At 66.6% G+C, this 24,944-nt stretch carries 21 protein-coding genes; 9 read left to right on the top strand and 12 right to left on the bottom strand.

The genetic code is table 11. The annotated features are described in order from the left end of the window. Nucleotides 1–78: 78 nt before the first annotated feature. The 3 genes from GOY17_RS04015 to rluD are packed head-to-tail and all read right to left on the bottom strand — an operon-like array spanning nucleotide 79 to nucleotide 2,283. Entirely contained in the window at nucleotides 79–525 is a 447-nt protein-coding gene (locus GOY17_RS04015) for a DUF3574 domain-containing protein (protein ID WP_157029422.1), read from the bottom strand. Nucleotides 526–539: 14 nt separating this feature from the next. Then, nucleotides 540–1,292 (bottom strand): peptidoglycan editing factor PgeF, encoded by a 753-nt coding sequence (gene pgeF, locus GOY17_RS04010; protein ID WP_157029421.1) that lies wholly within the window; start codon nucleotides 1,290–1,292, stop codon nucleotides 540–542. A 4-nt stretch (nucleotides 1,293–1,296) separates the two neighbouring features. After that, the gene (rluD, locus tag GOY17_RS04005) at nucleotides 1,297–2,283 is read right to left on the bottom strand and encodes a 23S rRNA pseudouridine(1911/1915/1917) synthase RluD (RefSeq protein WP_157029420.1); all 987 of its coding nucleotides are present in this window, start codon (nucleotides 2,281–2,283) and stop codon (nucleotides 1,297–1,299) included. 79 nt (nucleotides 2,284–2,362) lie between these two features. Between rluD and GOY17_RS04000 the strand changes: the two genes are divergently transcribed. Beyond that, nucleotides 2,363–3,208, top strand: a complete 846-nt coding sequence (locus GOY17_RS04000; protein WP_115841439.1) for an outer membrane protein assembly factor BamD — start codon at nucleotides 2,363–2,365, stop codon at nucleotides 3,206–3,208. Nucleotides 3,209–3,396: 188 nt separating this feature from the next. Here GOY17_RS04000 and GOY17_RS03995 read toward each other — a convergent pair whose 3' ends face one another. The 4 genes from GOY17_RS03995 to sucC form a co-directional block, all read right to left on the bottom strand. Then, nucleotides 3,397–5,031, bottom strand: a complete 1,635-nt coding sequence (locus tag GOY17_RS03995; RefSeq protein WP_157029419.1) for an NAD+ synthase — start codon at nucleotides 5,029–5,031, stop codon at nucleotides 3,397–3,399. 19 nt (nucleotides 5,032–5,050) lie between these two features. Further along, nucleotides 5,051–5,386 carry an endonuclease domain-containing protein gene (locus tag GOY17_RS03990; RefSeq protein WP_157029418.1) on the bottom strand — a complete coding sequence of 112 codons (336 nt, stop codon included), beginning with the start codon at nucleotides 5,384–5,386 and terminating at the stop codon, nucleotides 5,051–5,053. 318 nt (nucleotides 5,387–5,704) lie between these two features. After that, entirely contained in the window at nucleotides 5,705–6,580 is an 876-nt protein-coding gene (sucD, locus tag GOY17_RS03985) for a succinate--CoA ligase subunit alpha (RefSeq protein ID WP_157029417.1), read from the bottom strand. 12 nt (nucleotides 6,581–6,592) lie between these two features. Beyond that, nucleotides 6,593–7,759 (bottom strand): ADP-forming succinate--CoA ligase subunit beta, encoded by a 1,167-nt coding sequence (gene sucC / locus GOY17_RS03980; RefSeq protein ID WP_115841435.1) that lies wholly within the window; start codon nucleotides 7,757–7,759, stop codon nucleotides 6,593–6,595. Between the two features lie 216 nt (nucleotides 7,760–7,975). On the opposite strand from sucC, the gene GOY17_RS03975 reads away from it, so the two are divergent. From GOY17_RS03975 to coaE, 7 genes are all read left to right on the top strand, one after another. After that, a complete protein-coding gene (locus GOY17_RS03975; protein ID WP_232338523.1) occupies nucleotides 7,976–9,601 on the top strand; it encodes a sensor histidine kinase in 1,626 nt (541 codons plus the stop codon). An 83-nt stretch (nucleotides 9,602–9,684) separates the two neighbouring features. Further along, nucleotides 9,685–11,145, top strand: a complete 1,461-nt coding sequence (locus GOY17_RS03970; RefSeq protein WP_157029416.1) for a sigma-54-dependent transcriptional regulator — start codon at nucleotides 9,685–9,687, stop codon at nucleotides 11,143–11,145. A gap of 478 nt (nucleotides 11,146–11,623) precedes the next feature. Continuing rightward, nucleotides 11,624–12,040, top strand: coding sequence for a pilin (locus tag GOY17_RS03965; RefSeq protein ID WP_157029415.1), 417 nt, complete (start codon nucleotides 11,624–11,626; stop codon nucleotides 12,038–12,040). A gap of 151 nt (nucleotides 12,041–12,191) precedes the next feature. Then, nucleotides 12,192–13,910 carry a type IV-A pilus assembly ATPase PilB gene (gene pilB / locus GOY17_RS03960; protein WP_157029414.1) on the top strand — a complete coding sequence of 573 codons (1,719 nt, stop codon included), beginning with the start codon at nucleotides 12,192–12,194 and terminating at the stop codon, nucleotides 13,908–13,910. A gap of 5 nt (nucleotides 13,911–13,915) precedes the next feature. After that, nucleotides 13,916–15,172 carry a type II secretion system F family protein gene (locus GOY17_RS03955; protein WP_157029413.1) on the top strand — a complete coding sequence of 419 codons (1,257 nt, stop codon included), beginning with the start codon at nucleotides 13,916–13,918 and terminating at the stop codon, nucleotides 15,170–15,172. Nucleotides 15,173–15,217: 45 nt separating this feature from the next. Further along, nucleotides 15,218–16,081 carry a prepilin peptidase gene (locus GOY17_RS03950; protein ID WP_157029412.1) on the top strand — a complete coding sequence of 288 codons (864 nt, stop codon included), beginning with the start codon at nucleotides 15,218–15,220 and terminating at the stop codon, nucleotides 16,079–16,081. Nucleotides 16,082–16,127: 46 nt separating this feature from the next. Then, nucleotides 16,128–16,745, top strand: coding sequence for a dephospho-CoA kinase (gene coaE / locus GOY17_RS03945; protein WP_157029411.1), 618 nt, complete (start codon nucleotides 16,128–16,130; stop codon nucleotides 16,743–16,745). Between the two features lie 18 nt (nucleotides 16,746–16,763). Here coaE and GOY17_RS03940 read toward each other — a convergent pair whose 3' ends face one another. From GOY17_RS03940 to GOY17_RS03930, 3 genes are all read right to left on the bottom strand, one after another. Next, complete coding sequence (locus GOY17_RS03940) at nucleotides 16,764–17,705, bottom strand: Nudix family hydrolase (RefSeq protein ID WP_425482298.1); 942 nt, start codon at nucleotides 17,703–17,705, stop codon at nucleotides 16,764–16,766. 141 nt (nucleotides 17,706–17,846) lie between these two features. Continuing rightward, complete coding sequence (secA, locus tag GOY17_RS03935) at nucleotides 17,847–20,576, bottom strand: preprotein translocase subunit SecA (RefSeq protein WP_157029409.1); 2,730 nt, start codon at nucleotides 20,574–20,576, stop codon at nucleotides 17,847–17,849. Nucleotides 20,577–20,875: 299 nt separating this feature from the next. Continuing rightward, a complete protein-coding gene (locus GOY17_RS03930; protein WP_115841425.1) occupies nucleotides 20,876–21,799 on the bottom strand; it encodes a M23 family metallopeptidase in 924 nt (307 codons plus the stop codon). Here GOY17_RS03930 and GOY17_RS03925 point away from each other — a divergent pair. After that, nucleotides 21,798–22,253 (top strand): DciA family protein, encoded by a 456-nt coding sequence (locus tag GOY17_RS03925; protein WP_157029408.1) that lies wholly within the window; start codon nucleotides 21,798–21,800, stop codon nucleotides 22,251–22,253. The two genes, GOY17_RS03930 and GOY17_RS03925, sit on opposite strands and share 2 nt — an antisense overlap. Before the next feature lie 220 nt (nucleotides 22,254–22,473). Here GOY17_RS03925 and lpxC read toward each other — a convergent pair whose 3' ends face one another. Together lpxC and ftsZ are read right to left on the bottom strand one after the other, a co-directional pair. Beyond that, on the bottom strand, nucleotides 22,474–23,388 hold the full coding sequence (gene lpxC / locus GOY17_RS03920; protein ID WP_115841423.1) for a UDP-3-O-acyl-N-acetylglucosamine deacetylase: 915 nt from the start codon (nucleotides 23,386–23,388) through the stop codon (nucleotides 22,474–22,476). Between the two features lie 303 nt (nucleotides 23,389–23,691). Next, nucleotides 23,692–24,915 (bottom strand): cell division protein FtsZ, encoded by a 1,224-nt coding sequence (gene ftsZ / locus GOY17_RS03915; protein ID WP_157029407.1) that lies wholly within the window; start codon nucleotides 24,913–24,915, stop codon nucleotides 23,692–23,694. Nucleotides 24,916–24,944: the final 29 nt, after the last annotated feature.

Genomic DNA, 24,944 nt, shown 5'->3' with positions numbered 1-24,944 from the left:
TTTGTCCCCTTCCCCGCCCGGAGGATCCGGAATGACGACATGCGCGTGCCGCGATGGCGCGGCTGTCGGCGCTTGCGTCTAGAACGACACCTCGACCGCCGAGCGGGCCCACAGCACCGACTCGTGCCCGGTCATGCGCTTCCACGCGAGCCGGATGGCCTCGATGTCCTCCCGCCGCCTGCCGCCGTCCTCGTGCAGCACGACGAGCACCTTGGCGCGTTGCCGCACCAGGCGTCCGTCCTGCTGGAAGCGCCACTGGCCGTAGCCGTCCAGCACCGTCAGCCCATCGGGAAAGCGCGGCGTGACTTCGGCATCGAGGAACGCGCGCCACCGCGCATCGTCGATCACGCCGGTGCCGTCCTCGTTGCCGACGGCGAAGTACAGCTCGCTGCGGATCCAGCCGGACGATTGCGCGGGCCGGGACGCATCGCCGTGCATCGACGCGGTCGTGGGCGCCGTGCTCGCGCAGCCCGCCGAAGTGGAGGCGAGCAACATCGTGGCGACGAGGATGCCGACGTGCTTCATGGCACCGGAGCTCCTCATTCGCGCGGCTCGATCCAGACCAGCGAGGCCATGCGTCCGCCGCGCTGGTCGCGACGGTGCGAGAAGAAGCGCTGGGGCTCGGAGATCGTGCAGAAACCACCGCCGTGAATGCGATCGGCGCGCATGCCGGCGGCCTGCAGGCGACGGCGTGCCAGCGCGTAGAGATCCACGCGCCAGTGATCCGGCCGCGTGACGGCGAAGGCGCTTTCCGCCCCGGCATCGTTCGCGACGAACGCGTCGAAGACCTCGCGCCCGATTTCGTACGCTTGCGGCCCGGCCGCAGGGCCGAGCCATGCGTGCACGTGATCCGGTTCGGTACGCATCGCAGCCAGCGTGTTTTCGAGCACGCCGCCCGCGAGACCGCGCCAACCCGCGTGCGCGCCACCGACCCCGCTGCCGTCGTCGGCGCAGAACAGCACCGGCAGGCAATCAGCGGTGAGGATCGCGAGCACGACGCCGGGTTCGGACGTCACCGAGGCATCGGCTTCGACTTCTTCCGTCGAAGGCGCATCGGACCGGTGCACCTGCGTACCGTGGACCTGACGCAGCCAGCACGGTGCGGACGGCAAATGCGCGTGTTCGACCAGCAACGCGCGGTTGGCCTGCACCGCCTCGGCTTCGTCGCCGGCGCGCAGGCCGAGGTTGAAGTCATCGAACGGCGGCCTGGATACGCCCAACCCGTGCCGCAGCGTGGTCAGGCCACGCACGTTCGCCGGCGCGGGCCACTGCGCGTCGATCCAGGCGGCCATCGCGTCAGCGTTCCTTCTCGGCCGCGGCGGCAGTGTCGTCGCGCAGCACGCGGACCAGGTGCGTCAGGTCCTCCGGCACCGGCGCCGTGCAGCGCACGGGCTCGCCTGTGACCGGGTGTGCGAACTCCAGCGTTTCGGCATGCAGCGCCTGCCGCTTGAAACCGCGAAGCGTCGCGACGAGGTCTTCCGTCGCACCGCGCGGCAGTTTCAGCGGGCCGCCGTACAGCGGGTCGCCGACGATCGGATGCTTCAGGTGCGCCATGTGCACGCGGATCTGGTGCGTGCGGCCGGTTTCGAGGCGGCATTCCAGCAGCGTGTGCGCGCGGAAGCGCTCGCGAAGGCGGAAGTGCGTGACGGCGTCGCGGCCGTCCTCGCGCACCGCCATGCGGATGCGGTCGCGCGGATGGCGGTCGATCGGCGCGTTCGCTGTGCCGCCGGAGACCAGCGAACCGACCACGACGGCCAGGTACTGGCGGTGGACTTCGCGCGAGGACAGCTGCTCGATCAGCGCCGTGTGCGCCGGCAGCGTGCGCGCGACGACCATGACGCCGGAGGTGTCCTTGTCGAGCCGGTGCACGATGCCCGCGCGCGGCAGCACGTTGAGCGACGGGTCGCGATGCAGCAGCGCGTTGACCAGCGTGCCGGCCGGATTGCCCGCGCCCGGATGCACGACGAGCCCGGCGGGCTTGTTGATCACGATGACGTGCTCGTCCTCGTGGAGGACGTCGAGCGCGATATCCTCGGGCTCCGAATGCGTCTGGACGTCGAGCTGCGCGTGCAGCGTGACCGTCTCGCCGCCGCGCACCGGATCGCGCGGACGCACTTCGCGGCCGTCGAGGCGGGCGTCGCCGGACTTGATCCAGGCGGCGAGGCGGGAACGGGAGAAATCCGGGAACAGCTCGGCCAGGACCGCGTCGAAGCGACGGCCGGCGGCGGCGTCCGGAACGGTCGCCTGCATGGGGGCGGCGGGCGCGGGGGATGGGTCGGTCATCGGACGGGCAGGATTCAGGGCAGGCAGGTGTGGACTGCTATTATCCGGTCTTCGTACCTTCGGCGCCCGTCGAGATCCCATGAGCCTACGTTCCGCCCCTTCGCGCCTGCTGGCCCTGCTGCTGATCGTTGCCTTCGCCGGCGTGGGCTGCAGCAAATTCAAAGACAAGGATGCGGACGAGGGCGTCCCGGTCGAGACGCTCTACGAAAAGGCCCACAAGTCGATGACCAACGGCAACTGGGCGGCCGCCGAGACCACCTTCAAGCGCCTGGTCGCGCAGTACCCGTACGGCCCGTACACCGAGCAGGCGCTGGTCGAGACCGCCTACGCGCAGTACAAGGCCGGCAAGCACGACGACGCGATCAGCAGCATCGACCGCTTCATCCGCACCTACCCGACGCACAAGAACATCGCGTACATGTACTACCTGCGCGGCCTGTCGAACTCCAGCCGCGACACGGTGTTCCTGCAGAAGGTGTGGACGCTGGACGCCAGCCGCCGCGACCTGGCGACGCCGCTGCAGGCGTTCAACGATTTCTCTATCGTCGCCGACCGCTACCCGAACAGCCGCTACGCCCCCGATGCCCGCATCCGCATGGCCGGCCTGCGCGACATGTTCGCCCGCCACGAGCTCGACACGGCGCTCTATTACCTGCGCCGCACCGCGTACGTCGCCGCGGCCGAGCGCGCCAAGTTCCTGCTGGAAACCTACCCGCAGAGCTCGTACCAGAACGACGCCGTGGCCACGCTGGCCGCCGCCTACGAGGGCCTGGGCAATGAAGTGCTCGCCGCCGACGCCCGCCGCGTGCTGCAGCTCAACGACCCGAGCCATCCGTTCCTCGCCGGCAAGTGGCCGGATTACCCGAGCAACTGGCGCAAGCTCAACCCGTTCGCGGGCGAGAAGTCGGCGCTCGACAACGACTGATTCCGGTCGATCGAAACGTAATGAAAACGCCGCCCTCGGGCGGCGTTTTTGTTTGGCCAATGCGACGCGCCGAGCTTCTAACCTTTCATTCCCGCGGAGGCGGGGACCCATCCACCCGATCCATCAAGGTCACCCTACGGGGATGTGCCTTGACGATGGATTCCCGCCTTCGGGAATGACGGCATCGATCAGTGCCCGTACCCGTTGGTGATCGGATACCGCCGCTCGCGCCCGAACGCACGGCGCGACACCTTCGGCCCCGGCGCCGCCTGGTGGCGCTTCCATTCGCTGATGCGCACCAGCCGCAGCACGCGGTCCACGGTGGCCTGATCGAACCCGGCGGAAATGATGTCCTCGCGCGACTGCTCCTGGTCGACATAGCGAAGCAGGATCGCGTCGAGCACGTCGTAGGGCGGCAGCGAATCCTGGTCCTTCTGGTTTTCGCGCAGCTCGGCCGACGGCGGCCGGTCGATCACCGCCTGCGGGATCACGCGGTCGCCGACGGTGTTGCGCCAGCGCGCGAGCGCGAAGACCTCGGTCTTGTAGATGTCCTTCAGCGGCGCGTAGCCGCCGGCCATGTCGCCGTAGATCGTCGCGTAGCCGACCGCGTACTCGCTCTTGTTGCCCGTGGTGAGCAGCAGGCCGCCGAACTTGTTGCTCATCGCCATCAGCAGCGCGCCGCGGATGCGCGACTGCAGGTTTTCCTCGGTGGTGTCGACCGGCCGGCCGGCGAAGGTCTCCGACAGCGCATCGAGGAAGCCCTGGAACGGCTTTTCGATCGGCACCGTCATCAATCGCACGCCCTGCATGCGGCACTGCTCCTCGGCGAGGTCGTTCGACATGCCCGCGGTGTAGCGCGAGGGCATGCGCACGGCGGTGACGTTCTCGGCACCGAGCGCATCGACCGCGATCGCCAGCACGAGCGAGGAATCGATACCGCCGGATAGCCCGAGCCACGCATGCTTAAAGCCGTTCTTCGCGAAGTAGTCGCGCGTGCCGCGCACGACCGCGCGCCATGCGAGCGCATCGCGGCTTTCGTCGCCGTCTTCCATCCATTGCACCGACGAGAAGCGGCGCGAGTCGGAATCGAAGTCCACCACCAGCCACTGGTCGGTGAATGCCGCAGCCGCAGGATGCACGGTGCCGTCGCCGTCGGCCACGACGGAGCCGCCGTCGAACACCACCGCATCCTGGCCGCCGACGGTGTTGACGTAGACCAGCCCGACGCCGGTTTCCTGCACGCGCTGGGCCAGCAGTGCATCGCGATCGGCATGCTTGTCGCGCTCGAACGGCGAGGCGTTCGGAACGAGCACGAGCTCGGCGCCCTTCGCGACGGTGCTAGCGAGCGGCTCGGGAAACCACAGGTCCTCGCAGACCAGCAGGCCGACCTGCACGCCGTCGACGTCAAACACGCAGTCGTCGCGATCGGGATCGACATCGAAGTAGCGGCGTTCGTCGAACACCGCGTAGTTGGGCAGCTCGCGCTTGCGGTAGGTGTGCGAGACGTGGCCGTCGCGCAGCACGCTCGCCGCGTTGTAGACGACGCTTCCCGCCGCCTGCGGCCAGCCGACCACGGCGACGATGTCGCGCACGTTCGTGGCGATGCGTTCGAGTTCGGCCTGGCAGTCGGCCAGGAAGGACGGCCGCAGCAGCAGGTCTTCGGGCGGATAACCGCTGAGCGCGAGTTCGGGGAACAGCACGATGTCGGCGCCGTATTCGTCGCGCGCCTGGTCGATCATCGCGGCGATGCGCTCGGCGTTGCGCTGGACGGCACCGACGGGAAAGTCGAACTGCGCGAGGGCGATGCGGAGTGGGTTCGGCATGTGAGGGGTTTGATTCGCACTAAGCCCCTCTCCCGCCTGCGGGAGAGGGGTTGGGGTGAGGGCCGTCGGCGAGGGCTGCATGGATCGCCATCATCACCGCGTCGGTCCGTGTCAGAACGTCATTGTTCCAGAATCTGAGGACACGGTAGCCCCGGCTTTGTAAATGGGCCGTCCTCGTCGTGTCGGCGAGACCTGCGCTGACGTGCTGGCCACCGTCCAGTTCCACGATCAGCCTTGCCTGGATGCACGCGAAGTCGACGATGTAGGGCCCGATCGGAAGCTGGCGGCGGAACTTGTGGCCCATCAGCGCCCGATTGCGCAGGAAGAACCAGAGATGGCGCTCCGCGTTGGTCATTTCCCTTCGCAGATGGCGCGCGAAGTTGCGCTTTTGACTTGGGCGCCTGTGGTTCCCCGAAAGGGAACAACATGCAGACCTTGCTTTCGACGTCGTATCGGGCGATGCCTCGATTGCCCTCACCCCAACCCCTCTCCCGCATGCGGGAGAGGGGCTACAGCATGTCAGAGGCGTCCGACGCCCAGAGATCCGAAGCCTCTCTCCCGTTTACGGGAGAGAGGTTGGGGTGAGGGCAATCGGCTGAGAGATTCCGACCCGAAGTCCTGAAAGAAAAAGGCCGCCCGAAGGCGGCCTCTTTCTGCATCGTCTGCGAAACGCTTACTTCGCCAGACGCTTGGCGATCGCCGCGCCGAGGTCGCCGGGCGACTTCACCGTGGTCACGCCCGCCTTTTCCATCGCGGCGAACTTGCCTTCCGCCGTGCCCGAGCCGCCCGAGGCGATCGCGCCCGCGTGGCCCATGCGCTTGCCCTTCGGGGCGGAGGCGCCGGCGATGAAGCCCACGACCGGCTTGGTCACGTGCTTGGCGATGAACTCGGCCGCTTCTTCCTCGGCCGAACCGCCGATCTCGCCGACCATGATGATGCCTTCGGTCTGCGGGTCTCCCTGGAACAGCTTCAGCGCGTCGATGAAGTTGGTGCCGTTGATCGGGTCGCCGCCGATGCCGATGCAGGTCGACTGGCCGAGGCCGACGTCGGTGGTCTGCTTCACGGCTTCGTACGTCAGCGTGCCCGAACGCGACACGATGCCGATCTTGCCCGGCATGTGGATGTGGCCCGGCATGATGCCGATCTTGCATTCGCCCGGCGTGATCACGCCCGGGCAGTTCGGACCGACCAGCACGGTGTCCGGATAGCCCTTCAGCGCGTTCTTCGCACGCAGCATGTCCAGCACCGGGATGCCCTCGGTGATGCACACGATGACCTTGATGCCGGCAGCGGCCGCTTCCATGATCGCGTCGGCCGCGAACGGCGGCGGCACGTAGATGACGGACGCGTCGGCGCCGGTGGTCTTCACGGCTTCGGCGACGGTGTTGAAGACCGGCAGGCCGAGGTGCTGCGTGCCGCCCTTGCCCGGCGTGACGCCGCCGACGACCTGGGTGCCGTATTCCAGCATCTGCTGCGCGTGGAAGGTGCCCTGCGAGCCGGTGAAGCCCTGGACGATGACCTTCGTGTTCTTGTTGATCAAAACGGACATGTCATCAGCCCCTTACTTGCCAGCGACGGCCGCAACGGCCTTCTTCGCGCCATCGTTGATGTCGTCGGCCGGGGTAATGGCCAGACCCGAGTTCTTCAGCAGTTCCTTGCCGGCTTCGACGTTCGTGCCTTCGAGGCGGACGATCACCGGGACCTTGACGTCGACTTCCTTCACCGCGGCGATGATGCCCTCGGCGATCATGTCGCAGCGGACGATGCCGCCGAAGATGTTCACGAAGATCGCCTTCACCTTGTCGGACGACAGGATCAGCTTGAAGGCCTCGGTCACGCGCTCCTTGGTGGCGCCGCCGCCGACGTCCAGGAAGTTCGCCGGCTCGCCGCCGTTGAGCTTGATGACGTCCATCGTCGCCATGGCCAGGCCTGCGCCGTTGACCATGCAGCCGATGTTGCCGTCCATCGTGACGTAGTTGAGGTCGTGCTGGCTGGCCAGCACTTCGGTCTCGTCTTCCTGGCGGATGTCGCGCATGGCGACCAGTTCCGGATGACGGAACGAGGCGTTGTCGTCGGAGTCGACCTTGCCGTCGAGCACGGCGAGGTCGCCGTTGGTGAGGATGGCCAGCGGGTTCAGTTCGACCAGCGCCAGGTCCTTTTCGTTGAACAGCTTGTACAGGCCCAGCATGATCTTGGTCAGCTGGTTGACCTGCTTGGCGTTCAGGCCCATCGCGAAGCCGAGGTCGCGGCACTCGTAGGGCTGCAGGCCCTGCACGTAGTTCACGTGCAGCGCGTGGATGGCTTCCGGCTTCTCGGCGGCCACCTGCTCGATGTCCATGCCGCCCTCGGCCGAGGCGATGAAGGTGACCGACTTGGTCGAGCGGTCGACCAGCACCGACAGGTACAGCTCCTTGGCGATGTCGGTGCCTTCGGAGATCAGGACCGCATCGATCGGCAGCTCGACGCCCGCCGTCTGGTAGGTCGCCATCTTCGTGCCGAGCATCGCGGCGGCGTACTGCTTCACCTCGTCGTACGACTTGGCCAGCTTGACGCCGCCGGCCTTGCCGCGGCCGCCCGCGTGGATCTGCGCCTTGACGACCCACAGGTCGCCCGGGATGGCCTTGGCGGCCGCGACGGCTTCGTCCGGAGTGCGCGCGACGCGCCCGGTCGGCACCGCGATGCCGTAGTCGGCAAACAGCTGCTTTGCCTGATATTCGTGAAAATTCATGCGTCACCGAGGGGAGTGAAAAGAATCCCCGCGGCCGGCTTCGCTCCGAGGTCCGGGAAACCCGGAACCGCCGTGACGTCGAGCGCGAGGGGGCGGTATTGTCGCCCATCCACGCGGCCCGGGCAAAACCGCCCGGCGGCCCCGCGCCGGCGGTAGCGGTTCGCCGGCGCCGCCAGCCATACTCGGCACATCGTTTTCGCACGGAAGGAACGCCGCTTGTCGATCGCCTCCGCCCGGCCGCCCATCGCCGCCGACGCCGACAGCGCGCTTCGCCGCGAGCTGTACTTCTTCACGCTCTACCGCCTCTTCGAGGCGGCGCTGCTGGTGTTCTTCCTGTTTGGACCGGCCACCGGGCTGGTCGAACCGCTGCGCAACGCGCTGGGCGCGCGCTCGATCGCCCTGTCCTACCTCTTCATCGCCGCGCTGCTGTTCGTGTTCGGCCGACGTGGCGAGCTGCGCGCGCAGACGCTGACGGGCATCGCCGCCGACCTTTTCTTCGGTTTGCTGGCGATGCATGCGATGCCCGCCGCCGGCACCGGCATCGCGCTGATGCTGCTGTTCAACGTGGGCGCGGCCTCGCTGCTGCTGCCGGCGCGGTACGGCCTGGGCGCGGCAGTGGTGGCGGTGCTGGGCCTGTTCGGTGAGTTCATCTGGAGCCGGTTCGACACCGAGACCGGCACCCGCACCATCGCCGAGCCGATGATGTTCGCGGTCGGCTACATGGCGATCGCCACGCTGACCAGCATCCTCGGCCGGCAGATGCGCGAGAGCTACGACCTGGCCGAACGCCGCGGCGCCGAAGCCGCGCATCTGGGCGAGATCAACGAGTTGATCATCCGCCGCCTGCGCACGGGCGTGCTGCTCGTCGACCGTGGCGACCGCATCCGCCTGGCGAACGAGGCGGCCATGCTGCTGCTCGGCGATGCAGGCGAAAGCACCGACCTGCACGGCCAGCGCAGCCTGGCGGTCGCCGCGCCGGAACTGGCGCGCCGGCTCGAACGCTGGCGCCAGGACGGCAGCCATAACGACAGCCCGCTGCAGCTGGCGCCGGATCTTCCGGAAGTGGTGCCGCGCTTCACCCGGCTGCTCGCCGGCAGCGAGCAGGTACTGATCTTCCTCGACGACACCTCGCTGCTCTCGCGCCATGCCGAATCGATGACGCTGGCGACGCTGGGCCGTTTTTCGGCAAGCCTCGCGCACGAGATCCGCAACCCGCTCGCCGCGATCAACTACGCCGTGCAGCTGCTGGAAGAATCCGACGACATCCCCACCGCGGAGCGCCGCCTGCTGGAGATCATCCGCCAGCAGGGCATCCGCATGAACGGCATCGTCGAGAACGTGCTGGGCATGGCGCGGCGCGAACCGGCCAAACCCGAGCACGTGGAACTGGTCGCCTTCGCGAAGCTGTTCGTCGACGAGTACCTCGCGAGCCACCCGCTGGACCTCGACACGCTGCGCAGCACCTCGCAGATCCCGCGCCTGCCGGTGCTGATCGATCCGCGCCACCTGCACCAGGTGCTTACGGTGCTCGTGTCGAATGCACTGAGCTATGGCCGCATGCCGGGCGAGCCGGCGCGGGTGACGGTGAGTGTGTATCCGGACGATGCGGGACTTCCGTGTATCGACGTGCTCGATCGTGGACCAGGCATTCCCGAATCGGTGGCGTCGCGGCTGTTCCGCCCGTTCTTCACGACCTCCAGCCACGGCACCGGGCTTGGGCTCTACATCGCGCGCGAGTTGTGTCGAGCCAACCAGGCCACGCTCGACTACGTCGCCATGCCAGGCGGCGGTGGGTGCTTCCGGGTGCGCCTGATCGGGAGCCACACGTTGCTCTCGTCCTGAAGCGGAACCTGAACAGGGCAGAACGCTCTGCGCGTGCTTGGCGCTCCACACGACCTTAAGTTATCGTGAAGGCCGGAGGGAAAATGGCTGAAACACGTAGTGCATTGGTGGTCGACGACGAACGCGACATCCGCGAACTGCTCGTCATGACCTTGGGCCGCATGGGCCTTCGATGCGACACCGCCTCCACGCTCGGCGAAGCCCGCGGCCAGCTCGCGCGCAATCGCTATGACCTGTGCCTGACGGACATGCGCCTGCCGGACGGCTCGGGCATGGACCTGGTCGCCGAGATCAGCCAGAAGCATCCGGAAACGCCGGTCGCGATGATCACCGCCTTCGGCAACGTCGAAGCCGCGGTCGAGGCCTTGAAGGCCGGTGCGTTCGACTTCGTTGCCAAGCCCGTGGACCTGGCCGTGCTGCGCGACCTGGTCCGCCACGCGCTGGACCTCAACGAACGCCGCAAGAGCGCGCCGCCGGCCGACATCGTCGCCGCGCGCCTGTACGGCCAATCGCCGGCGATGGCGACCCTCCGCGGCACGATCGCGAAGGTCGCCCGCAGCCAGGCGCCGGTGTACATCGTCGGCGAGTCGGGCGTGGGCAAGGAGCTGGTCGCCCGCACGATCCACGCCGAAGGCGCGCGTTCGACCGGCCCGTTCGTGCCAGTGAACTGCGGCGCGATCCCGGCCGAACTGATGGAAAGCGAGTTCTTCGGCCACAAGAAGGGCAGCTTCACCGGCGCGCATGCCGACAAGCCGGGCCTGTTCCAGAGCGCCGACGGCGGCACGCTGTTCCTGGACGAAATCGCCGAGCTTCCGCTGGCGATGCAGGTCAAGCTGCTGCGCGCGATCCAGGAAAAATCGATCCGCCCGGTGGGCGCGAACGCCGAAGTTCCGGTCGACGTGCGCATCCTGTCGGCGACGCACAAGGATCTGGCGGCGCTCGTCGCCGACGGCCGTTTCCGCCAGGACCTGTACTACCGCATCAACGTGATCGAACTGCGCGTGCCGCCGCTGCGCGAACGCCAGGACGACCTGCCCGGCCTGGCCGAGAAGGTGTTGCAGCGTCTTTCGCTGGCGCAGGGCCGCGTGTTCCCGCCGACGCTATCGGCCGATGCGCTCGACACGCTGCGTGCGTATGCCTTCCCGGGCAACGTGCGCGAACTGGAGAACATCCTCGAACGCGCGCTCGCGCTTGCCGAAGGCGACAGCCTGACCGCCGAGGACCTGCGCCTGCCGAAGGCCGCGAACACCGTGCCCGCCTCGCCACCCCTCGCGGCTACAGGCGCCACGTCGGCGACTGCACCGGCGAATCCCAACGCGCCACTGATGGTGCCGGGCCAGCCGGCGCAGGCGATCGATCCGCGCACGCTCAACCCGCGCGATACGGCCAGCAGCCCCCTGCCCTCGTACATCGAGGAAATCGAACGCGCCGCCATCCAGCAGGCGCTGCAGGAAAACCGCTACAACAAGACGCGCACCGCGGCAGCGCTCGGCATCACCTTCCGCGCGCTGCGATACAAGCTCAAGAAGCTCGGCATCGACTGACCTCGTCGCGTGCCGCTCTTCGCGCGGTGCGCACGGCATCGCGCGTTTCCGTAGATACTTGGACGAAGGCCGTGCAGCCTTTCGTCGATCAACGCTGCATCGATCCGCCTTTGCATGCGTCGCCTACCCGGTGACGCAACCGATATCGCGTTCGCTTCGGCCGCTGCGTGACCCACGTAGGCGTCGACCCCACCTGCCGCCGTACGCGCCCGTACCCCGCTGTCGGGGAATGCCGGACCAACTGACGCAAATGGTCAGCTCAAGGACGGCCTGACAATCTGCGTCACCCGCCTTTCGGCGGGTTCTGACATTTAGCGTGACCTCATCTCCAGTTCAGCACGCACGTGGCCGGGAAGTCTTGTTGGCACGGCTTATGCGTGTACCTTAGCGGCACGTGCAGTGAGCACGGCTGCCCGAGGACCGGAAAGCCCGGCCCACAGGCACGTGAAGTTCCAAAACACTCCTAGGGGAAATCGTAATGAAGAAGCAGCAGGGCTTTACCCTCATCGAACTGATGATCGTCGTCGCGATCATCGCCATCCTGGCCGCCATCGCGCTGCCGGCTTACCGCGACTACACCATCCGCGCCCGCGTGTCGGAAGCGGTCGTGCTGGCCGGTGCCGCCAAGGCCACAGTGGCTGAGAACATCGCCAACAACAACGCCGTCGACGCCGACTCGTGCGATGGCGTCGATACCGCCATCACCGCGACCGACAACGTCGCCAGCATGGATTGCGGCACCGCCGCTGTCGGCGCCATCACGGTCGTGACGACCGCACAGGCCGGCAACGTGACGCTGAACTTCACCCCGACGCTGGAGAACAGCGGCCAGGTGACCTGGGTGTGCGACAACTCGGCCGGCGACCAGAAGTACGTGCCCTCCGAGTGCCGTTAATCGCACTCTAGTTGTACCGAGGAGCCCGGCCATGGCCGGGCTCTTTTTTTCTGAACAGCCCTCCACGTTTTAAACGTGCAATGCGTCGCCTCACGGGCACCGCAATTGCGCTACATTCCCCCTCGGGGAAGTTCTACAGGGGAAAGGCATCATGAATGCCGTCACCGCCAATCTGGTGGGGATCACGGGTATCGCGCGGCGCCTGGTGCTCGATGGGGCACTGGATGACACGGCCGCGCGCCAAGCGATGGCCGCAGCAGCCGGGCTGAAGCAGCCGTTGACGGCTTACCTGGCCGAGAAGCGGCTCGTCACTGCTCCGCAGCTGGCAGCAGCCAACTGTGTCGAATTCGGCGTACCGCTTTTCCAGGTTGACGCGTTCGACCCATCGCAATCGGCCATCAAGCTCATCAACGAGGCATTGATCCGCAAGCACCAGGTACTCCCGCTGTACCGGCGGGGGAACCGGTTGTTCGTAGGCATTTCCGATCCCACCAACACGCAGGCACTGGACGAGATCAAGTTCCAGTCGAACCTGGCCATCGAACCCATCCTCGTCAGCGAAGATCAGATCCAGCGCTGCATAGAAACCTGGCTTGAAGCGAGCGACACGCTTTCTGATGCAGTCGGAAACGACGAAGGACTCGAAAACCTCGACATTTCCGGCGGCGAAGATGTTGCGAGCGAATCCGGCGTAGAGGTAAAGACCGACGACACGCCGGTTGTAAAATTCGTCAATAAAGTGCTCGTGGATGCCATTCGCCGTGGCGCGTCCGACATCCATTTCGAACCCTACGAAACCGAGTATCGTGTCCGTCTGCGCATCGACGGCCTGTTGAAGCAGGTCAGCAAGGTTCCGCCAAACCTCTCGGGTCGCATTGCAGCGCGCCTCAAAGTCATGTCGCAACTCGACATCGCCGAGAAGCGCGTGCCGCAGGACGGCCGCATCAAGCTCAACATCTCGAAGACCAAGCAGGTCGACTTCCGCGTCAGCACGCTGCCGACCCTGTTCGGCGAGAAGGTGGTGCTGCGTATTCTCGACGGCAGTGCGGCCAAGCTCGGCATCGACAAGCTCGGCTACGAGGACGACCAGCGCGCGCTCTACGAACAGGCGCTGGCCAAGCCCTACGGCATGGTGCTGGTCACCGGTCCGACCGGCTCGGGCAAGACCGTCTCGCTGTACACGGGCCTGAACATCCTCAACGAGGAACAGCGCAACATCTCCACGGTCGAGGACCCGGTCGAAATCCGCGTGCCGGGCATCAACCAGGTCCAGATGAACGTCAAGCGCGGCATGACCTTCGCCGCCGCGCTGCGCAGCTTCCTGCGACAGGACCCGGACGTGGTGATGGTCGGCGAAATCCGCGACCTGGAGACGGCCGAGATCGCGGTTAAGGCGGCACAGACGGGCCATCTGGTGCTTTCGACGCTGCACACCAACGACGCCCCGCAGACTGTGTCGCGCCTGATGAACATGGGCATCGCGCCCTACAACATCACCTCATCGGTGACACTGATCATCGCGCAGCGTCTGGCCCGTCGACTGCACGACTGCAAGCGCGAAGTGCAGTTGCCGGAACACGCGTTGCTGGCCGAAGGCTTCAGCCACGAGGAAGTCGCCGCAGGCCTGAAGATCTACGAAGCCGTGGGCTGCTCCGACTGTACCGAGGGGTACAAGGGACGCACTGGCATCTACCAGGTCATGCCGATGACGGAAAAGATCCAGTCGATCATCCTGCAGGGTGGTAATGCTCTGGACATTGCCGATGCGGCACAGCAGTCCGGTGTACGCGACTTGCGCCAGTCTGCACTTCGTAAAGTAAAGAACGGCGTCACCAGCCTCGCCGAAATCAACCGTGTAACGAAGGACTAAAGTTCATGTCCGCAACTCGCACAGCTGCCAAGTCCGCCGCCCCGCGCCGTCCAAGTCCGCTAGACACGTTCGTCTGGCAAGGGACGGACAAGCGCGGAAAAGTGATGAAGGGCGAGCAACAGGCCAAAAACGTCAATGCTCTCCGTGCAGAGCTGCGTAAGCAGGGGATCACGCCGCGCTCGGTCAAGACTAAGGGAAAGCCACTGTTCGGAGGCGCGGGTCGCCCCATCACGCCCTTGGAGATCGCGATTTTCAGCCGCCAGATCGCGACAATGATGAAGTCCGGCGTGCCGATCGTGGGCTCGCTCGAGATTATCGCCAGCGGTCACAAGAACCCGCGCATGAGCACTCTGCTCAACACGATCCGCTCGGACATCGAAAGCGGCCTGTCGCTGCACGAGGCGTTGAGCAAGCATCCGGTGCAGTTCGACGAGCTTTACCGCAACCTGGTGAAGGCAGGTGAAGGCGCCGGTGTGCTCGAGACGGTCCTCGATACCGTCGCCACGTACAAGGAAAACATCGAGTCGCTGAAGGGCAAGATCAAGAAGGCGATGTTTTATCCGGCCATGGTCGTGGCGGTCGCCCTGATCGTGAGCTCGATCCTGCTGATCTTCGTGGTGCCGCAGTTCGAGGAAGTCTTCAAGAGCTTCGGTGCGGATCTGCCTGCGTTCACCCAGATGCTCATCAAGATGAGCGATTTCATGGTGACCTACTGGTGGCTGGTGGGTGGGCTCATCGCAGGCAGCATCGTTGCGTTCATCATGGCAAAAAAGAGATCCGTCGCCTTCTCGCGCTTCCTCGACCGCATGACGTTGAAGCTGCCTGTAATAGGGCAAATCATGCATAACGCCGCCATCGCGCGCTTCGCTCGCACGCTCGCGCTGACTTTCAAGGCCGGTGTCCCGCTGGTGGAAGCGCTGGACACCGTAGCCGGCGCCACCGGCAACGTGGTCTACGAAGATGCCGTGCGCAACATCCGCGACGATGTGTCGGTGGGCTACCCCGTCAACATGGCGATGAAGCAGGTGAACGTCTTCCCGCACATGGTCGTGCAGATGACCGCGATCGGTGAGGAAGCTGGCGCGCTCGACACCATGCTCTTCAAGGTGGCCGAGTTCTACGAGCAGGAAGTGAATAACGCCGTGGATGCGCTTTCCAGCCTGCTGGAACCGCTGATCATGGTGTTCCTGGGCGTCATCGTCGGCGGCATGGTCATTGGTATGTACCTGCCCATCTTCAAGCTCGGCGCGGTCGTGGGCTAAGCCGCCCCGATCACGCCTTCCTGAACTTCGGGCACAATCCCGCGCATGGCATTCCTCGATCAAAACCCCGCCATCGGTTTTCCGCTGGCGGCCGGACTCGGCCTGCTGGTCGGCAGCTTTCTCAATGTGGTGATTCTGCGCCTGCCCAAGCGGCTGGAGTGGCAGTGGCGCCGTGATAGCCGCGAGGTGCTCGGCGAGCCCGACACCTACGATCCGCCGCCACCGGGCATCGTGGTGGAGCGCTCGCACTGCCCGCATTGCAAGCACCAGCTGTCGTGGTACGAGAACATCCCGGTGTTCAGCTACGTGGTGCTGGGCGGGAAGTGCCGCAACTGCAAGGCGCCGATCTCACCGCAGTACCCGCTGGTCGAGCTGCTGACGATGCTCCTGGTGGTCGCAAGCGTGTGGCGCTTCGGCTTCGGCTGGCAGGGCTTCGGCGCGATCGTCTTCACCTGTTTCCTGATCGTGCTGTCGGGCATCGACCTGCGCACGCAGTTGTTGCCCGACCAGCTGACGTTGCCGCTGATGTGGCTGGGTCTGATCGCCGCGTCCGACAATCTCTACTTCCCCGCCAAACCGGCGCTGCTTGGCGCGGTGGCCGGCTACCTGAGTCTCTGGATCGTGTGGTGGCTGTTCAAGCAGCTCACCGGCAAGGAAGGCATGGGGCACGGCGACTTCAAGTTGCTGGCGGCCATCGGCGCGTGGACGGGCCTGAAGGGAATCCTGCCGACGATCCTGCTGTCCTCCGTGGTCGGCGCAGTGGTTGGTTCGATCTGGCTCGCCATGAAGGGCCGTGATCGGGCGACGCCGATTCCGTTCGGCCCGTACCTCGCCATCGCCGGCTGGATCACCTTCTTCTGGGGCGAGCAGATGGTCGGCGCCTACATGCAGTTCGCCGGGCTGAAGTAAGGTCCAGCCGGTTTACCCTACCCGCTCTGAAGCGGCGTACAGGCCCATGAGCGAGTTCATCGTCGGCGTCACCGGAGGCGTGGCCTCCGGCAAGAGCGAAGTCACGCGTCGCTTCGAGGCGCTGGGCGTTCCCGTCGCGGACGCGGACGTCGCGGCCCGCACCGCGGTCGAACCGGGCTCGGATGGATTGGCGGAAGTCGTCGCAAGCTTCGGCGCGGATGTCCTCGCGCCGGACGGAAGCCTCGATCGCGCCGCGATGCGTCGCCACGTGTTCGGCGACGACGCCGCACGCCGGCGACTGGAAGCCATCATCCATCCCCGCGTGCGGGCGAACCTTCGTGCTGCGTGCGAGGCCGCGTCCTGGCCCTACGCCATCGCGGCCATTCCGCTGCTCGCCGAAGGCGGCGGACGCGAAGCCTACCCCTGGTTGTCGCGCATCCTCGTGGTCGACGTGCCGGTCGATGTGCAGCGGTCGCGCGTGATGGCGCGCGACCGCGTGGATGCCGAGCTGGCGCAGCGGATGATCGCCGCGCAGGCGACGCGCGACCAGCGGCTGGCGATCGCGGACGATCTCATCGTGAACGACGGCCCCGTCGAGCTGCTCGTTTCCCACGTCGCGGCACTGGATCGCCGCTATCGCGCCCTGGCTGGCGCGCACGTATAAGCGAAGCGTCGGCCGCGATCAGGCCGACGGCCAGAGGCCGCGGATCGCGGCGATGCCCTGGGCGCCGTGCGACCGCGCCTCATCCACATCCGCCGTAGTCAGGCCGCCGATGGCGTAGATCGGCAGGGACACGCGTTCGCGCATTGCCGCGAAACCGTCCCAACCGATGCCAGCGACGCCAGGGTGACTCGGCGTCGGTTTCAGCGTGCCGAGCACGGCGAAATCGCACCCGAGTGACTCGGCCGCGAGCAGGTCGTCCACGCCGTGGCAGGAGGCCGCCAACGGAAGGCCGGGCGGGATTGGACGCTCCGACAGGCCATGCAGCATGCGCGAAGGCAGATGGAGGCCGAGGCCGAACTCGATCGCCAGCGCGACATCGCCATTCACCAGCGCTTCCGCGCCCGCCTGACGGCACAGGCGCGCGGCCTGGGCGACCAGCGCGCGCCATCGTCCCGCGTCCAGCTCCGGCGCGCGCAGCTGCACGCGCCTGACGCCGTCCGCGAGCGCGCGCTCGAGCTGCCCGAGCCAGACGGTGTCATCCCCTGCAGGCGGCGGCGTCACAAGATAATGGGCCGGCTGCAGCAAGGCCGCGACAACGGGCCGGTCGGCCGGCGGCATCGCGTAGCTGGCGAGCTTCTGCGGCGGTACCCAGACCAGCGCCTGCCCTTCCAGGCCGCGCGCATGGCCGCGCCACGCCGCGATGCTGCGCACATCGAGGCGCAAGCGTTTGTCGGGGTAGCGCTGGGGAACGTTGATCAGCGGCGCGCCGATGTCGACCTCGATGCCGAGCTCCTCGTGCAGCTCGCGCGCCAGCGCCGCTTCGGCGGATTCGCCAGGTTCGTGCTTGCCGCCCGGGAATTCCCACAGGCCGGCGAGGTCGCGCCCTTCGGTGCGACGCGCGAGCAGCACACGGCCGCGCGCATCGCGGATGACGCCCGCGACCACTTCGACATGGCGCAGCGCACCGTCAACGGCGCCCGGATCGACCGTGCGCGAGACGTCGGGAGTGGAAGTGGTGCTCACCTGCTTACCGGAACGTGGGAGGCGTCCCGGGCGCCGCCCTCCCCCGCTTGCGGGAGAGGGCGTCTGGAGCCGCTGCCGTCAGGCGATCTGCCCATGGCAATGCTTGTACTTCTTGCCGCTGCCGCAGGGGCAGGGATCGTTGCGGCCAACATTGGCGAACACGTCGCCACCGGCGGCGGCCTGCGCCTGCGCGGCTTCCTCGTCGGCGCCGAAACCGCCGGCGGAGGCGTGCTGGAACTGCATCTGGCGTGCCTGCGCTTCGGCGGCGGCACGCTCCTGCGCTTCGAGCGCGGCGACTTCGTCCTCGCTGCGGATGCGCACGCGCGCCAGCAGCGTGACGACTTCGCGCTTCACCTTCTCCAGCATCTCGGAGAACAGCTCAAACGCTTCCTTCTTGTATTCCTGCTTGGGCTGCTTCTGCGCGTAGCCGCGCAGGTGGATGCCCTGGCGCAGGTAATCCATGCGCGCCAGGTGCTCCTTCCAGTTCTGGTCGAGCACGTTGAGCATGATGTGCTTCTCGAGCAGGCGCATCGTCTCGCTGCCGAGCTGCTCCTCGCGCTGCGCGAAGTGGCCTTCGACGGCCTCCTGCACCAGGCGCTCGATCGTCTCGGCGTCGACTTCCTCGCTCTTGCCGACGAACTCGCGCAACGACATCTGCACGCCGAACTCGGACGCGAGCGTCGCTTCCAGGCCCGGCAGGTCCCACTGGTCGTCGACCGAATTCGGCGGCACGAAACGCGCCACCATGTCGGCCACGACGTCGCCGCGAATGCCTTCGACGTTCTCGTTGACGCTGTCGGCTTCCAGCAGTTCGTCGCGCTGGCTGTAGATCACCTTGCGCTGGTCGTTGTTGACGTCGTCGAAGTCCAGCAGGTTCTTGCGGATGTCGAAGTTGTGGGCCTCGACCTTGCGTTGCGCGTTGGCGATCTGCTTGGTCACCAGCGCGCTTTCGATGATGTCGTCTTCCTTCAGGCCCATGCGCGCCATCACGCGCTGCACCCAGTCGGCCGCGAAGATGCGCATCAGGTTGTCTTCGAGCGACAGGTAGAAGCGCGAGGAACCCGGGTCGCCCTGGCGACCGGCGCGGCCGCGCAGCTGGTTGTCGATGCGGCGGCTTTCGTGGCGCTCGGTGCCCACGATGTGCAGGCCGCCGGCGGCCTTCACCGCTTCATGGCGCGCCTGCCATTCGGACTTCAGGCGGGCCTTGGTGACCTCGTCAATCGGCGCGCCGGTCTTCGCTTCGAGCTCGGCGATTTCGTTCTCGAGCGAACCGCCCAGCACGATGTCGGTACCGCGGCCGGCCATGTTGGTGGCGATGGTGATCGCGCCCGGGCGACCGGCCTGCGCGACGATCTGCGCCTCGCGCTCGTGCTGCTTGGCGTTGAGCACTTCGTGGTGGATGCCCGCGTCGCGCAGCTGCTGGCTGAGCATTTCCGACACTTCGATCGAGGTCGTGCCGACCAGCACCGGCTGCTTGCGGGCGTTGGCGTCCTTGATCTCGTTGAGCACCGCGCGGTACTTGCCATTGCGATTGAGGAACACCGCGTCGGGGTGGTCCTTTCGCTGCACCGGCTTGTGGGTCGGGATCACGATGACTTCCAGGCCGTAGATGCTCTGGAATTCGTACGCCTCGGTGTCGGCCGTACCGGTCATGCCGGACAGCTTCTTGTACATGCGGAACAGGTTCTGGAAGGTGATGCTCGCCAGCGTCTGGTTCTCGCGCTGGACCGGCACGCCTTCCTTCGCTTCCACCGCCTGGTGCAGGCCGTCCGACCAGCGACGGCCTGCAAGCGTGCGACCGGTGAACTCGTCGACGATCACCACTTCGCCGTCGCGGACGATGTAGTCCACGTCGCGCTGGTAGATGGCGTGCGCGCGCATGGCGGCGTTGAGGTGGTGCACGACGCTCAGGTTCTGCGCGCCGTAGAGCGTGTCGTCCTCGCCCTGCAGGATGCCGGCCTGGCGCAGCAGGTGTTCGGCGCGCTCCTGGCCGGCTTCGGACAGGTGGACCTGCTTGCCCTTCTCGTCGACCCAGTAGTCGCCTTCGCTTTCTTCCGTCGCCTGGCGCGACAGCTGCGGGACGATGCGGTTGACCTTGATGTACAGCTCCGGCGACTCGTCGGCCGGGCCGGAGATGATGAGCGGCGTGCGCGCCTCGTCGATCAGGATCGAGTCGACCTCGTCGACGATCGCGTAATGCAGGCTGCGCTGGAAACGGTCTTCCTTCGACAGCGCCATGTTGTCGCGCAGGTAGTCGAAGCCGAACTCGTTGTTGGTGCCGTAGGTGATGTCGGCGGCGTACGCGGCGTGCTTGTCGCTGTGCGGCATGCCCGGGTAGACCACGCCGACCGACAGGCCCAGCCAGTTGTACAGGCGGCCCATCCAGGCCGAGTCGCGGCGGGCCAGGTAGTCGTTCACGGTGACGACGTGGACGCCCTTGCCTTCCAGCGCGTTGAGGTAGACCGGCAGTGTCGCGACCAGGGTCTTGCCTTCGCCGGTGCGCATCTCGGCGATCTTGCCCAGGTGCAGGACCATGCCGCCGATCAGCTGGACGTCGTAATGGCGCATGCCGAGCACGCGCTTGGACGCCTCGCGACAGACGGCGAATGCCTCGGGCAGGATCTTGTCGAGCGACTCGCCATCGGCGATGCGCTTCTGGAACTCCGCCGTCTTGGCCTGCAGTTGCTCATCGGAGAGCTTCTGCATCTCCGGCTCAAGCGCGTTGATCTTGGCGACGGAGCGTTGCAGTTGGCGCAGCAGGCGATCGTTACGGCTGCCGAAAACGCGGGTAAGCAGGCTGTTGAGCATGGAGTGCGACTGGGTCCGTTGTAGCGGAACAGGGATACCGGCGGGCCGGACGCATTCAGAGTCCGTATCCACCGGCGAGTTCCCCGAAGGAAGGCTCTGGCCGGCTCAAATGAAATCGGGGCGCCGCGCGCCCCGAAAGTATCGAGCCTGAACTGTGGCCGCGCCGATTGTAGCGTGTGGGCGAGTCGGGGTGCTTGCAAGCCATCGGCTTGCGCCCCGGCGAGCGCCCGGAGCGTGCTGCGGAGGGTCGCGAGACACTCGAGGCGGCCTATGCCACCGCAGGCGCCCTATCCCCTGGCTCAGCCCTTGATCTCCATCTTCAGCGGCGACTGCTGGCTGAGGAACTTGCGCGGGTTCACGACGCGGTTGTTCTCCCACACCTCGAAGTGCACGTGGGCGCCGGTCGATCGGCCCGTCGAGCCGGCCTTCGCGATTTCCTGCCCGGCGCGCACCAGCTCGCCGACCTTGCGGGTCAGGCGCGAGTTATGGGCGTAGCGGGTGACGTAGCCGTTGCCGTGGTCGACCTCGATGACGTTGCCGTAGCCCGAGCGCACGCCCGAGTAGCTGACGACGCCATCGGCCACGGCCAGCACCGGATCGCCGACGTTGGCCTTGAAGTCGATGCCCTTGTGGTTGGCATGGCCGCCGCTGAACGGATCGGCGCGGCCGCCGAAGCCGGAGGTGATGTAGCTGTTGGCGATCGGCTCGCGGCCCGGCACGGAGTTCATGTCGAGCTGGCGGTTGAACAGCAGCGACTCGAGCACCGACAGCTGCTCGCCGGACGCCTTGAACTGCGCACCGAGCGTGGCCATGCCCTCGTCCAGCTCGGGCTTGGTCATGTCGCGCACCGGGCCGACACCACCGACGCCGACCGGCTTGTCGAAGTCGAACTCGCCGTCCTGCAGCTGGCCGATGCGGGTCAGGCGTTCGCCGAGGGCGTTGAGGCGGTTGGCCTCGGCCTGCAGCTCGCCCATGCGGGCGGCCAGGGCGTTGATTTCGCGCTGGGCGTCGCGGCGGGTCGCTGCGATCAGCGCCTCCTGCCGGTCGGCCTTGCTGCGCAGCATGGCGTTGTCGGCCAGGGTGACGCCCGCACCGAGCGCGGTGCCGGTACCCAGCAGCAGCGCCATCGCCAGCGCCGGGCGCTGCGCGCCCCAGTAGCCCGCACGCTGCAGCATCGACGAAAGCTGCACGCGGGTTTTGTTTACGATGGTTGAATAAGTCATGTCCAGTTCTGATTCCAAGCTCAGGTCGCGCAAAGGCGGCCCATCGACTCCACGCGCCGCGCTGGATGCGCTGCTCGCCGAGCCCGCTGGCGGTCCGGTGCGTCGTGCCTTGTGGCTCGACGAGCTGGACCAACGGTTTCGCCCGCTCCTGCCGCCGTCGCTGGCCGCGCATGCGCGACTGGCCAACTACGAACGCGGCAGGCTCGTGTTTGTCGTCGATGCCCCGGTGTGGCGAGCCAAGATGCGGCTCGCTGCCCCTGAACTGCTCGACGCGGCCCGTTCCATCGGGCTGGATGCGGCTGAACTCATCGTCAAAACGACAACGCCGGTGATCGCCTCCCCGCAATCGGACCGGAAAGCCAAACCCATCTCCGCTACCGCACTACAAGCCTTGCAGGCAGCGCTGGAGTCGCTGAAGGAGCCCGGTTCCACCGGCTCCAGTGACTCCACCTGAAGTTTTCGTCGTGTTGGCAGGTTTGTTGCCGCCACGTCGATACGCCAGGGTTCGGGGCATGCTAAAGGCCTAACCCCTTGAATTTGTTAAGAGGTTAGAAACCTTTCGGAAGAAATTCGTTAAATAAACGTTAAGGCGTCACGCAGAGTTCACGTCTGTGACGTCCGCCCAATTCATGAAAACGCTTGCGGCGTGTGCCCAGCCGCGTTGCGCGAACCGCTCAGGCGGTTGCCGGAATCCCGTAGGTCACGGGTGCTTCGTGCACGTCCGACTCGGTGAAACTCACCTCGTCCCAGGCCGAACGCTCGGCCAGGAGGGCGCGCACCAGCTTGTTGTTCAGCGCGTGGCCGGACTTGAAGCCGACGTAGGCGCCGATGATTGGACGACCCGCGAGATACAGGTCGCCGACGGCATCCAGGATCTTGTGCCGCACGAACTCGTCGGCGTAACGCAGGCCGTCGTCGTTGAGGACGCGGAACTCGTCCAGCACGATCGCGTTGTCCATCGAGCCGCCGAGGCCGAGGTTGCGCTCGCGCATGTATTCCAGGTCGCGCATGAAGCCGAACGTGCGTGCGCGGCTGACTTCCTGGATGTAGTTCGCAGTCGAGAACTCCACGACGGCCCGCGACTGCGACGCCGGGATGGCCGGGTGGTCGAACTGCACGGTGAAGTCGAGGCGGAAGCCGTCGTAAGGCTCGAACCGCGCGACCTTGTCGCCCTCGCGCACTTCCACCGGCTGGCGGATTCGGATGAAACGCTTCGGCGCGTCCTGCTCGTAGATGCCTGCCGACTGCAGCAGGAACACGAACGGACCCGAGGAGCCGTCCATGATCGGCACTTCGGCCGCGGACAGTTCCACATATAGATTGTCGACGCCCAGGCCCGCGAGCGCGGACAGCAGGTGTTCGACGGTCTGGATCTTGGCCGGACCACAGGTCAGGCCGGTGCACAGCGTCGTCTCGGTCACCAGCTCGGCGCTGGCCGGCACTTCCACCACCGGGTCCAGGTCGACGCGACGGAACACGATGCCGGTGTCGACCGGCGCCGGGCGCAGCGTGAGAAAGACCTTCTCTCCACTGTGCAGGCCCACGCCGGTGGCGCGGATCACGTTCTTGAGGGTGCGCTGACGCAGCATGGGGGCGACCTTGGGGGGCGGCGTGCTTCTTCGTTACGTGTGTGCGACCGCAGGCGGATGCAAATGGTTCTCGCCTGAACGGCCGGCAAGAATAGCACCGCGTACGCTGAACCATGACGGAAACAAGTCACGATCCCGTGAAGGCAAGACGGCCGGCCGGACCCGCCGTAGCGGACCGGCCGACCCCTGCCCCATCGGGGGCTAGAAGGACGACGACACCCCGGTCCTCCCCATGGCGAGGGAGGACCGGTTGGAACCCGACCTGCCGTCAGCCCGGACCAGGCCGACGGCGGGCCGACTGCATCAGTCCGCCTGACGGCGCAGGAACGCCGGGATGTCCAGGTAACTGCTGTCGCTGCCGAAATCGGCGACGGCCGGCGCCGACGACGGTTCCACGCTGCGGCTGCCGGCGCTGCCGCGCAGGCTGTTGCCGAAGCTCGGACGCGCGGTCGGCATTTCGTCCATGGCCGAGAACTCCGGCTGGCCGGTCGTGGCGTTGCGGACCAGCGAGATCGGGGCGCGCTGCGCCTCGCGCTCGTTGCCGCGAACCGACTGGCGGGCGACGGCGCGGTTCAGGCCCGTGGCGACCACGGTGACCTTCACCTCGTCCTGCATGTCGGGATCCAGCACGGTCCCGATGACGACGGTCGCGTCCTCGGAGGCGAAGTTCTCGATGGTGCGGCCGACTTCGTCGAACTCGGCCATCGTGAAGTCCGGACCGGCGGTGATGTTGACCAGGATGCCGTTGGCGCCGGACAGGTTCACGTCGTCCAGCAGCGGGTTCTGGATCGCCGCTTCCGCCGCGGCCTGTGCACGATCGTCGCCGCGCGCGGCGCCCGTGCCCATCATCGCCAGGCCCATCTCGCTCATCACGGTGCGCACGTCGGCGAAGTCGACGTTGATCAGGCCCGGACGCACGATCAGGTCGGCGATGCCCTGCACGGCGCCGAGCAGCACGTCGTTGGCGGCGCGGAACGCCTGGATCATCGTCGCGTTGCGACCGAGCACGGTGATCAGCTTCTCGTTCGGGATGGTGATCAGCGAATCGCAGTGGTGGCTCAGCTCCTCGATGCCCTTCAGCGCGACCTGCATGCGGCGACGGCCTTCGAACGGGAACGGCTTGGTGACAACGGCCACCGTCAGAATGCCCATCTCCTTGGCCAGCTGCGCCACGACCGGCGCAGCGCCGGTGCCCGTGCCGCCGCCCATGCCGGCGGTGATGAACACCATGTCGGCGCCGGTCAGCGCGTCCATGATGCGTTCGCGGTCTTCCAGCGCAGCTTGGCGGCCGACTTCCGGATTCGCGCCTGCGCCCAGGCCCTTGGTGACGTTGCTGCCGAGCTGCAGCTGCAGCTTCGCGCCGCAGTTCTTGATGGCCTGCGCGTCGGTGTTGGCGGTGATGAACTCCACGCCATCGACGTTGCCGCTGACCATGTGCGCCACGGCGTTGCCGCCGCCGCCGCCCACGCCGACCACCTTGATGACCGCGTTCGGGGCCATTTTTTCAACCAGTTCGAAATGTGCCATGTCGTCGTCCTCGTTATGTAGTGCTAGTT

The organism is Lysobacter soli (assembly GCF_009755585.1).
Classification (GTDB): Bacteria; Pseudomonadota; Gammaproteobacteria; order Xanthomonadales; family Xanthomonadaceae; genus Lysobacter_J; species Lysobacter_J soli.
Note: the sequence above shows the minus strand (reverse complement) of the source record. Positions and strands in the feature narration are given on the sequence as shown.

Excerpts from the sequence above, each read along its gene's own strand:
- GOY17_RS04015 (WP_157029422.1), bottom strand. The coding sequence starts at position 525 with ATGAAGCACGTCGGCATCCTCGTCGCCACGATGTTGCTCGCCTCCACT.
- pgeF (WP_157029421.1), bottom strand. The coding sequence starts at position 1,292 with ATGGCCGCCTGGATCGACGCGCAGTGGCCCGCGCCGGCGAACGTGCGT.
- rluD (WP_157029420.1), bottom strand. The coding sequence starts at position 2,283 with ATGACCGACCCATCCCCCGCGCCCGCCGCCCCCATGCAGGCGACCGTT.
- GOY17_RS04000 (WP_115841439.1), top strand. The coding sequence starts at position 2,363 with ATGAGCCTACGTTCCGCCCCTTCGCGCCTGCTGGCCCTGCTGCTGATC.
- GOY17_RS03995 (WP_157029419.1), bottom strand. The coding sequence starts at position 5,031 with ATGCCGAACCCACTCCGCATCGCCCTCGCGCAGTTCGACTTTCCCGTC.
- GOY17_RS03990 (WP_157029418.1), bottom strand. The coding sequence starts at position 5,386 with ATGACCAACGCGGAGCGCCATCTCTGGTTCTTCCTGCGCAATCGGGCG.
- sucD (WP_157029417.1), bottom strand. The coding sequence starts at position 6,580 with ATGTCCGTTTTGATCAACAAGAACACGAAGGTCATCGTCCAGGGCTTC.
- sucC (WP_115841435.1), bottom strand. The coding sequence starts at position 7,759 with ATGAATTTTCACGAATATCAGGCAAAGCAGCTGTTTGCCGACTACGGC.
- GOY17_RS03970 (WP_157029416.1), top strand. The coding sequence starts at position 9,685 with ATGGCTGAAACACGTAGTGCATTGGTGGTCGACGACGAACGCGACATC.
- GOY17_RS03965 (WP_157029415.1), top strand. The coding sequence starts at position 11,624 with ATGAAGAAGCAGCAGGGCTTTACCCTCATCGAACTGATGATCGTCGTC.
- pilB (WP_157029414.1), top strand. The coding sequence starts at position 12,192 with ATGAATGCCGTCACCGCCAATCTGGTGGGGATCACGGGTATCGCGCGG.
- GOY17_RS03955 (WP_157029413.1), top strand. The coding sequence starts at position 13,916 with ATGTCCGCAACTCGCACAGCTGCCAAGTCCGCCGCCCCGCGCCGTCCA.
- GOY17_RS03950 (WP_157029412.1), top strand. The coding sequence starts at position 15,218 with ATGGCATTCCTCGATCAAAACCCCGCCATCGGTTTTCCGCTGGCGGCC.
- coaE (WP_157029411.1), top strand. The coding sequence starts at position 16,128 with ATGAGCGAGTTCATCGTCGGCGTCACCGGAGGCGTGGCCTCCGGCAAG.
- secA (WP_157029409.1), bottom strand. The coding sequence starts at position 20,576 with ATGCTCAACAGCCTGCTTACCCGCGTTTTCGGCAGCCGTAACGATCGC.
- GOY17_RS03925 (WP_157029408.1), top strand. The coding sequence starts at position 21,798 with ATGTCCAGTTCTGATTCCAAGCTCAGGTCGCGCAAAGGCGGCCCATCG.
- GOY17_RS03930 (WP_115841425.1), bottom strand. The coding sequence starts at position 21,799 with ATGACTTATTCAACCATCGTAAACAAAACCCGCGTGCAGCTTTCGTCG.
- lpxC (WP_115841423.1), bottom strand. The coding sequence starts at position 23,388 with ATGCTGCGTCAGCGCACCCTCAAGAACGTGATCCGCGCCACCGGCGTG.
- ftsZ (WP_157029407.1), bottom strand. The coding sequence starts at position 24,915 with ATGGCACATTTCGAACTGGTTGAAAAAATGGCCCCGAACGCGGTCATC.